The sequence below is a fragment of the Phytoactinopolyspora endophytica genome (assembly GCF_004138495.1).
GTDB lineage: Bacteria > Actinomycetota > Actinomycetes > Jiangellales > Jiangellaceae > Phytoactinopolyspora > Phytoactinopolyspora endophytica.
This window is the reverse complement of sequence record NZ_ML142858.1, coordinates 76539-85073: the sequence shown is the minus strand read 5'-3', so window position 1 is coordinate 85073 and position 8535 is coordinate 76539. Positions and strand designations below refer to the sequence as shown.

Below are 8535 nucleotides of genomic sequence, written 5' to 3'. Positions count from 1 at the left end.
GAGAACTTTCTCCATGTCCGTGCCATCGCCGACATCCGGGCCGCCTGCCCCTTTGAAGGGACCCCAGTAGCACAGAGGTTCGACGTACTCGTAGTAAGACCCTCCTCCCTCAGGAGCCCCATCACCGCTGTAGAGCACCTCGACTTCGACCGAGTAGCCGTCCTCGTCGCCATCACCATCGGGCGGGAGGGCGACGGCCGTTGCCGAAAGTGGCAGCGCCGCGGCGGCGAGGGCCGCAACCATCCCAAGTCGATACCTCGTCCGCATAGGCCGCATACCTCTTGTAGTCACAACGTCATGGAACATCGGCAGGCTAACAGGATCTTGCCCAATCTGGACAGAATATAGCCCAGATGGTCATGCCGGATTTGTCTATTGGTCACATGGAGCGGCGTCTTGCTCCTGCGTGTTGGACGTCACCCAGCCGTCGCCTGCGCGCTCGAGCTCGAGGGCGTATCGCTCCGGCGACGGGTAGGGCGTGACGCCACCTCCACGGATCTCAATCCAGCCGGGGAACGCCAGACATAGCTCGACATCGGCCTGATCGCCGTCCACCGAGACCGACCGCGCCGTGAGTTCCATCGGGTCACCTGTGAACACCCACTTCTCTTCTTCCGCCTGCGCGATGAAGCTGACCAGGCTGTCGAGGATGGCTCCAGTGGCAGTGTCGCGGATGCCGGACTGTTCCTCATCGGCGCCGAACAAGATGGCTTGCCAGCTCGCCATGAATCGGCCCGCGGCCTGCAAGACCTCCTGCTCCTCGCCGCTGACCTCGCTGGGCGGCTCAACGTCCAGCTCCTTGGGCAGATCGATCACGGACGGATCGTCGCCCGGGATGTGCGGCTGGGTGAACGTGGGTTCCGGATCCACCTCTTCGCCACCGCCATCTGCGGGCTCGGTAGACGTCGGCTCACTCGTGGGCGTCGGCTCGTCGCCTCCCTCGTCGGGTGGTGCGGTCGTCGCGAGGCCCGCCTCGGTCTCGAGGCCTACCGGCTCCTCACCGCCACCGCCGCACCCCGTCAGGACAAGGACGGCCACGGCGGACAACACCGACGCTGCTCGTCCGGCTGCCGTGATCACAGGCACCGTGGTTCCCTCCGTCAGCACGTGTCTAGGCGGGCCCGCACGTCGGAGGCACATCTCGTGATCCAGACGCCAGCCCGCTACCGCGCCTGACGATATCTCAAGAGAACGAACGCCGATCAGATGCTCGACGGCGGCTGGTACATCCCCCACACCTCGCGGAGCGCGTCACACACCTCGCCGACGGTCGCCCTGGCGGCCAGCGCCTCGCGCATCGGGACCATGACGTTCTCATCCCCCGTCGCCGCCGCCTGCAGGTTACCGAGCGCGCGATCCACCGCCGACGCGTCCCGAGTCTCCCGGAGACGCGCCAGCCGTTCCGCCTGCGCCGCCTCCAGCTCGGGATCGACCCGGAGCGGCTCGTATGGCGTTTCCTCCCCATCCCCGGTATGCGCGTTGACACCGACGACAGTTCGCTCGCCGGACTCGATCTGCTGGGAGATGGCATAGGCGGACCTCTCGATCTCGCTCTTCTGAAACCCGCGCTCGATCGCGGCGACGGCCCCGCCGAGGTCTTCGACCTGTCGCATCAGGTCCTGGGCGGCTTCTTCGAGCTCGTCGGTCATCGACTCGACGGCATACGACCCGGCGAACGGATCCACGGTCCGGGTCACGTCCGTCTCGTGTGCCAGCACCTGCTGCGTGCGCAACGCCAACCGCGCGGCCTTCTCGCTGGGCAGCGCGATCGCCTCGTCGTAGGCGTTCGTATGCAACGACTGTGTTCCACCGAACACCGCTGCCAGCGCCTGCACCGCCACCCGGACCAGGTTGACCTCGGGCTGCTGGGCAGTGAGCTGCACACCGGCAGTCTGGGTGTGGAACCGCAACATCTGCGACTTCGGGTTCTGCGCGCCGAACTCTTCGCGCATCATCCGCGCCCAGATCCGCCGGGCCGCGCGGAACTTGGCGACCTCTTCGAGGATGGAGGTGCGGGAGACGAAGAAGAAGGAGAGGCGCGGTGCGAACTCGTCGACGTCCAGCCCGGCCGAGAGCGCCGCACGGACGTACTCGCGGGCGTTGGCCAGCGTGAACGCCACCTCCTGAACGGGCGTGGCTCCCGCTTCCGCCATGTGGTAACCGGAGATGGAGATCATGTTCCACCGCGGGATCTCCGTCCGGCAGTAGGCAAAAATGTCGCTGACCAGACGCAACGACGCCGCCGCCGGGAAGATGTAGGTGCCGCGGGCGATGTACTCCTTGAGCACGTCGTTCTGGATGGTTCCGGTGAGCTTCTCCCCGCCGATCCCCTGCTCCGCGCCGACCAGCTGGTACATCAGCAGAAGCAGAGCCGCCGGAGCGTTGATCGTCATGGACGTGGAGACCTTGTCCAGCGGGATGCCGCCGAACAGGGTGCGCATGTCCTCGACCGAGTCGATGGCCACGCCGACCTTGCCGACCTCACCCTTGGCCAGCGGAGCGTCCGAGTCGTATCCCATCTGGGTGGGCAGATCGAAAGCGACGGAGAGTCCTCCGCTGCCCGCCTCCACCAGCTGGTGGTAGCGCTGGTTGGACTCCGCGGCAGTGCCGAAACCGGCGTACTGGCGCATGGTCCATGGCCGGCCGGTGTACATGCTCGGGTAGACGCCCCTGGTGAACGGGTACGTACCCGGCTCTCCCAGCTGCTGCTCCGGCTCCCAGCCGTGGAGTGCATCGGGGCCGTAGACGGGTTCGAACGGCAGACCGGACTCCGTTGTCGCGCTCATGATCGCCTCACTTTGACCGACGTGCTGCTCGCCGGCAGATCGATGGTCGTGTGGATCGTGCGGTGTGCCTGTCGGACATGCCTCGTGGCGGGATGGTTACGCCATCGGACACCAGCGTCTTCACATCACAGATCGTCGTTCAACCGTAGTGACTCTTCGGATGGTACGGCGGTGAGAATGTGCACAACAGGAGATACTTCACACCTACACTCGACCATCTCCCGTGATCATGAACAGTAACCGTGTACATAGCACGGTTACTGTTCATGATCATGGAAGGCGGCGCTTGGCGGTCTGGCGACGGCGCAGAGCCGCCTCCGCCTCGGACCGAGCTTCGTCGAGTTCCTCCTCCGCGCCGTGCACGTCGGCCTGCGCGTGATCGAGGTCGCGGCGGGCGGACTCCAGCTCCGCCGTCAGCCGTTCCACCTCGGACTCGGCGCGTTCCGCGACGCGTCGACGCTCGTCGAGACGGGTCAGGACCGCTTCGACGCGATCGGACGCGGCTTCGACGGCCTTTTCGGCAGCGCGCAGCTCATCCTCGGCTTCCTCCCGTTCACGCGCCAGCCGCCGCTCGCGTTCGGCATCTTCCTCAACGTCTTCGGCGGCCTTGTCGCCATCCCGGTCGGCCTTCGGCCGCTTGGTCTTCGCGCGACGGCCGTCGTCGACCTTCGCACCCGCGCCCGCGGCGGTATCGGCGGGCCGCGTCCGCTGCCCGCGAGCCTCCCGGACCTCGCTCAACGAGATGACGTCCGCGTCGCCGCCGAACGCTCCGAACGGGCCGAACCCGACGTGCTGCAAGGGATGGGTGAGCCGGCCGGCTTCGACCTGCGCCGCCGCCCTCGGGTCCGCCGTCGCGGCCAGCAGCGTCTCATTCAACGCCTCGACCGCGTCGTCGCCGGCCCGAAGTCCGGCCTCCTCAGCCGTCCGCCGGGCCTGGATGAGCAGACCGTCGACCAGCTCCTTACGTCGGGAGGTCAGCTCCCGCAGACGCTGCCCATCCGAGGCAGCCGTCGCGTCCCGCATGTCGTCGCCTACCGTCAGGAGCTCGCGCAGGTCCGCGCCATGCTGTCGGACCAGCTGGTTCGCCAGCCAGGCTGCCAGCGTGGGCTTGCGCAGTGCCTGGATCTGGGCGGCAGCCTCCCGCCCGTTCTCCGCCTTGGCGCGCTTGGCCATGGCGTTGCGGGCAGCCACGAACTCGTCGGGCACGAGCCCATACAGCTCAGCCACCGCTTCGTCGACGTCCATGCCCCTAGCCTGCACGATCGACACCGGCATGGCACGCGGCCCGCTTGATATTGTGGCCGGCAGACGCCCCGGTGGACCCCTGGTCTTCAGGCCATGTCGCCGGGGCCGCAACTTTTTCTGCACATAGCCGGTCCGCGCTCAGCCTGGTAGCGGACTCCTCAACTGCCCTACAGGGCCCTTGCCCTGTCGCCGGGACCGTGTCTTCCTCGGGAACATCAGCGATGCAACGGATGATCACGCGTTCGAAGATACGACGACCATGAACATGTTTCCACTGGCTTCGCGTTGGTACTTCTTACCCCGGGACCGTCAAGAGTACGCTTGACGTTTTCTGTCTAGCTTGACTTGACGCCTACAGCGCTATGCTCCGTACGGACGGACCCAACCACCGTTCGACAGCAGGTCGAGCACGGTGTCACGGGCTTGCGGGATGGTGACGTGCGTAGTGTCGAGGACTAGGTCTGCGTCGTCTGGTTCCTCGTACGGGCTTGAGATGCCGGTGAAGTCGGCGATCTCGCCCTTGCGAGCTCGTGCGTAGAGTCCCTTGCGGTCCCTGCGCTCGCACTCTTCCAAAGGCGTCGCGACGTGCACCAGCAGGAAGTCTCCGCCGGCCTCGGCCATGGCCCGCACCCGGGCCCGCGTCGCCGCGAACGGGGCGATCGGAGCGCAGACGGTGATCCCACCGTGCCGGGCGATCTCAGCCGCCACGAAGCCGATCCGCTCGATGTTCCGGTCCCGGTCGACCCGCGAGAACCCAAGCCCGGCCGACAGGTGCCGGCGGACGATGTCACCGTCAAGCAACGTGATGGTCCGGTCGGTCATCTCGTTCAGCCGGTCGACGACGGCCCTGGCCACCGTCGACTTGCCCGAACCGGACAAGCCGGTGAAGAAGACGACGAGACCACGCTCGCTCCGCGGCGGCCGCCACCGCCGCCATGCGTCGAGACTGGACCGAGGCCACTCGGAGACCGGCAGTTCAGCTCGCCCGTCGAGCCCGGCGAAGAGCTGCTCACGGTTGGGCGCCCGGTCGGCCCGCACCCGCTCCGTGCCGTACGCCTCGGCCACCGCGTCCGCGACCTTGTCGTCACGCGCGTCGCCATACTGAGGGGCCGGTACCAGCACGACGTCCGCTGATCGGCCCTGCTCTCGCAGCCGGTCACACAGACCCAGGGCGGCACGCACGACGGCCGGCGCATCCGGCCCGGGTACTGCTCGCGGCCCGTCCAGCACAGCGAGCAGCAGCGCACGATCCGGGTCGACCGCATCGAGGGCGTATACGTCGACGGGGTCATGCCCGACGATTGCCGCCGCCCCGTCGAACCGAGCCTGACCAGGGGTGAGCCGCAGCCACGGATACGGGCCCGGCGAATGCTCATCGGCTGAGCCTTCATCGCCTCCGCCGCTGATGCGCTCGACCGAACCAGATATCGGGATGGTGACGTCTCGGTCCGTGTCCCCGGACTCGGCATCCCCCGACGCAGCGTCGCCCGCCGACGGAGCGGGCACACCGAAGCTGCCCGACACGGTTCCGACGAGGAGCGCGGCGACCGGGGCGCCCTCGCGGTCAGTGATGATCATCCGGCCGGTCTGCGTCGCCTCGCCCCCAATCTTCGGCGGGACATGGACGGTGACCGTCATCGATCCGATGCCGAACAAGGCGAGCTCGACCTCGGCCAGCGTCACCGGATCCGGCGTGGTGCTCGGCGGTTGCGTCACGGGCGCATCGTTCACGCGCCTAAGCCTACGTGGGCACTGGCGCGCTACATCGAGGCAACCAGGCCGTCGGCGCGATGATCAAGCTCCGTAGGCGGCGAGAAAGATGCGGACGGCTTCATCGGCATAGCGGTGCAAAGTGGTACGGCTGAAATGGGTGTGACTGCCAAGAAACATCGCCTTGTTGAGCGGGATAGACAGGACCAGCCAGTTGAAGTGCTCGGCGGCGAGCATCGGGTCGGGCACGTTCAGCCGTCCCTGCTCGGCGATCTCCCGGAACAGCTCGGCGAGGTTGGCATGGGCGCGGCCTGGTGCGGCTTCGTACCATGTGCGGGCCAGCTCAGGGAAGCGATCGGCCTCGGCAATGACCAGGCGACGGATCTTGATCAGGTGTGGCTGCGTCACCACGGTGATATGACGGCGGGCGAACTTACGTAGGCTCACCTCGATGTCCTCGCTGCGCGACAGCGCCTCGACGAACGTCTGTGAACGTTGCTCGGCCTCCGAGATGTCACCGGTGATGATGGCCGTAAACAAGCCCTGTTTGTCACCGAAGTTCTTGTAGACCGTCGGCTTGGACACGGCTGCGCGAGCGGCGATCTCGTCCATGCTTGCGCCGGCATATCCGTTGCTGAGGAACACGGCGCGCGCCGCCTCGAGAATCGTCGCCCGCTTGCGCACGGAACGGCCAGTACCGGCCTCTGTCGCTGTCCTGTCCATCGTCGGCCCTCCTTTGGCGAAGCAGTTTACTAAACGGTTCAGTGTTGAGGCGGCCCTGCTCGCCCTGCTACCGTACCGTTTAGTTTAGTTTCACAGGACGGCTCTAGGAGGCACCGATGCCCGAGGAACAGGTCACGTCGAAGGATGGAACCCGGATCGTGTTCGACCGTTTCGGAACCGGCCGGCCGGTCATCCTCGTCGCAGGCGCACTCCAGGACCGAACGACGTATCGGTCCCTGGCTGAGCGTTTGGCCGAGCGCTTCACCGTCGTCAACTACGATCGGCGCGGCCGTGGCGGCAGCGGTGACACAGCCCCGTACGCCGTGAACCGTGAGATCGAGGATCTCGACGCTTTGATCTCCGCGTCGGGCGGCACCGCGTCGGTGTACGGCCACTCGTCAGGTGCCGGCCTGGTCCTCCACGCGGCAGAACGTGGCCTCCCCATCGACCGGTTCGTCCTGCACGAGCCACCATTCGGCCCCGACACCCCTGAGCAGCGTCAATTCGAGGAAGAGGAGGGCGAGAAGATAAGGAGGCTGCTCGCCCAGGACCGTAGGAGCGAGGCTATCGAGACCTTCTTCTCGCAAACCGGGCTGCCCGAAGAGCTCGTCACACACATGAGCCAAGACCCGGCGATGATCGCCAACGCACCGACCCTGACCTACGACCCCTTCGAAGTCATGAGTCCTCGCAGCAGAGCCGGCCTGACCCCCGCCGACCAGGCCCGTGGCGTGTCCGTCCCCGGGCTGGTCCTGACTGGCGGAGAGACCCCGGACTGGATGATCGACGTGGGCCGGGCGATCGCGGCCGCCTTGAAGAATGGACGCCACCAGAGCCTCGAAGGCCAGGGGCATGTTGTGCCTGACGACATCCTCGCGCCGGTCCTTGCAGAGTTCTTTGCCGAAAGTGAGAACGACGGCTAGGAACCGTTTCAAGCAAGCTGGGCGATTGCTTCCGCGACCGGAACGTCGCCTGCGACCAGCTCCAGCGTCGCACCCGCGGTGGACGGCGTATCAAGCAGGCCGACGACGACGGCGGCGACGTCCTCCCGCGGCACAGCACCACGCTGCGCGGAGTCGGACAGCGTGACCCGGCCCGTGCCGTCGTCGTTGGTCAACCGCCCGGGACGCAGGATGGTCCAATCGAGGTCGCGCATGCGCAGGTCTTCTTCGCTGGCGCGCTTGGCCCGCAGGTACGCAGCGAACACGTCGTCCGTGCCGGGCGGGGGCTCTCCGCCCGCTCCCATCGAGGAGATCAAGATGTAGCGCCGCACGCCCGCCTGCTCGGCCGCATCCGCCATCAGAACCGCCGCGCCACGATCGACCGTGTCTTTGCGGGGCGCGCCGCTGCCTGGTCCCGCTCCGGCGGCGAACACGACCGCGTCGACGCCGTGGAGCTCGGCGACGACCTCGTCGACGGACGCTTGCTCAAGGTCGAGGACGACCGCGGTCGCCCCCACGTCGGCGAGATCCGCCGCATGGTCAGGGTTACGCACCAGGCCGATCGCCTCGTCGGCGCGGAGCGTGAGCTGCCGCTCGAGACTCAACGCGATCTGCCCATGCCCGCCGGCGATCACTACTCGCATAGACCACACCGTACGTCAGCATCGACGCCCCGGCGTGCCACGGTTGGGCGTCCGGCACTGTGTCGGGCGGTATCGGCACGCATGATCACCCTCCATGTGTCGTTCATCCGACCGGCAGATTTCAGGCGTGCCAACCGGGCACAGTGCCACTACACTCGGGTCCGTCACCCCCACCGCTTCGCAGTCGGGGGCGATGTCGTGCGCCCTCGCGGGCGCGCTAGTCCGATGATCGTCAACGCCGGTGGGCACCAGGACGCCAGAAGGTCAGCGTCAGGAAGTCCTTGTCCGGCCGGCAGGTTTGATGACCATCGAGTTCATCCGATGACGGACGAAGGATCATGACGCTCACAGGTCTGCTCCACACCCTGCTGGACGACGACGGCGACCCCACACTCCGCTCAGCCGTCGCCGACGCTCGTACCGGTTCCGTGACAGCCCTCGACCTCACCGCGCCCCCGGCGATGCGCCCGTTCGCCGTGGCGGCCC

Annotated in this window: 8 protein-coding genes; 1 reads left to right on the top strand and 7 read right to left on the bottom strand. The window is 67.0% G+C overall.

What is annotated here, in order from left to right; translation table 11 throughout:
• From ELR45_RS35490 to ELR45_RS19400, 6 genes are all read right to left on the bottom strand, one after another.
• Positions 1-243: hypothetical protein (locus ELR45_RS35490; RefSeq protein ID WP_165367930.1), on the bottom strand; the 243-nt coding region annotated here is incomplete at its 3' end.
• A gap of 129 nt (positions 244-372) precedes the next feature.
• A complete protein-coding gene (locus ELR45_RS19420) occupies positions 373-1086 on the bottom strand; it encodes a hypothetical protein (RefSeq protein WP_129667850.1) in 714 nt (237 codons plus the stop codon).
• Positions 1087-1202: 116 nt separating this feature from the next.
• Entirely contained in the window at positions 1203-2786 is a 1584-nt protein-coding gene (locus ELR45_RS19415; RefSeq protein WP_129667849.1) for an acyl-CoA mutase large subunit family protein, read from the bottom strand.
• A gap of 270 nt (positions 2787-3056) precedes the next feature.
• Complete coding sequence (locus ELR45_RS19410; protein WP_129667848.1) at positions 3057-4031, bottom strand: coiled-coil domain-containing protein; 975 nt, start codon at positions 4029-4031, stop codon at positions 3057-3059.
• Positions 4032-4391: 360 nt separating this feature from the next.
• Entirely contained in the window at positions 4392-5762 is a 1371-nt protein-coding gene (gene cysC, locus ELR45_RS19405; protein WP_205856882.1) for an adenylyl-sulfate kinase, read from the bottom strand.
• Between the two features lie 63 nt (positions 5763-5825).
• Positions 5826-6425, bottom strand: coding sequence for a TetR/AcrR family transcriptional regulator (locus ELR45_RS19400; protein ID WP_205856881.1), 600 nt, complete (start codon positions 6423-6425; stop codon positions 5826-5828).
• A gap of 155 nt (positions 6426-6580) precedes the next feature.
• On the opposite strand from ELR45_RS19400, the gene ELR45_RS19395 reads away from it, so the two are divergent.
• Entirely contained in the window at positions 6581-7387 is an 807-nt protein-coding gene (locus ELR45_RS19395) for an alpha/beta fold hydrolase (RefSeq protein WP_129667846.1), read from the top strand.
• An 8-nt stretch (positions 7388-7395) separates the two neighbouring features.
• On the opposite strand, the gene ELR45_RS19390 is transcribed toward ELR45_RS19395, so the two are convergent.
• Positions 7396-8049 carry an SDR family oxidoreductase gene (locus ELR45_RS19390; protein ID WP_129667845.1) on the bottom strand — a complete coding sequence of 218 codons (654 nt, stop codon included), beginning with the start codon at positions 8047-8049 and terminating at the stop codon, positions 7396-7398.
• Positions 8050-8535: the final 486 nt, after the last annotated feature.